Genomic DNA, 274 nt, shown 5'->3' on the forward strand with positions numbered 1-274 from the left:
CGCGGTTCTTCGGCAGGCCCAGGGCGGCGGCAATGTCGTCGTTGACCGGCTGGATCCCGACGCCGAGATAGCCGCGCTGGATCTTCTGGCCCTTCATGAGCGTGTCGATGATCGGCTTCGCCTCGGTCGCGGGGATCGCGAAGCCGATGCCGTGGCTGCCGCCCGACTGCGAGTAGATCGCCGAGTTGATCCCGACCAATTGCCCCTGGAGATCCACCAGGGCGCCGCCGGAATTGCCCGGATTGATCGCCGCATCCGTCTGGATGAAGAACTG

General features: G+C 65.7%; 1 protein-coding gene. It reads right to left on the reverse strand.

The window, feature by feature from the left end; all coding sequences use genetic code 11:
* The coding region (locus CVH10_RS20460) for a S1C family serine protease (RefSeq protein WP_146143184.1) at positions 1-274 on the reverse strand (274 nt) is incomplete at both ends.

The organism is Halomonas sp. ND22Bw, assembly GCF_003011945.1.
Classification (GTDB): Bacteria; Pseudomonadota; Gammaproteobacteria; order Pseudomonadales; family Halomonadaceae; genus Halomonas; species Halomonas halophila.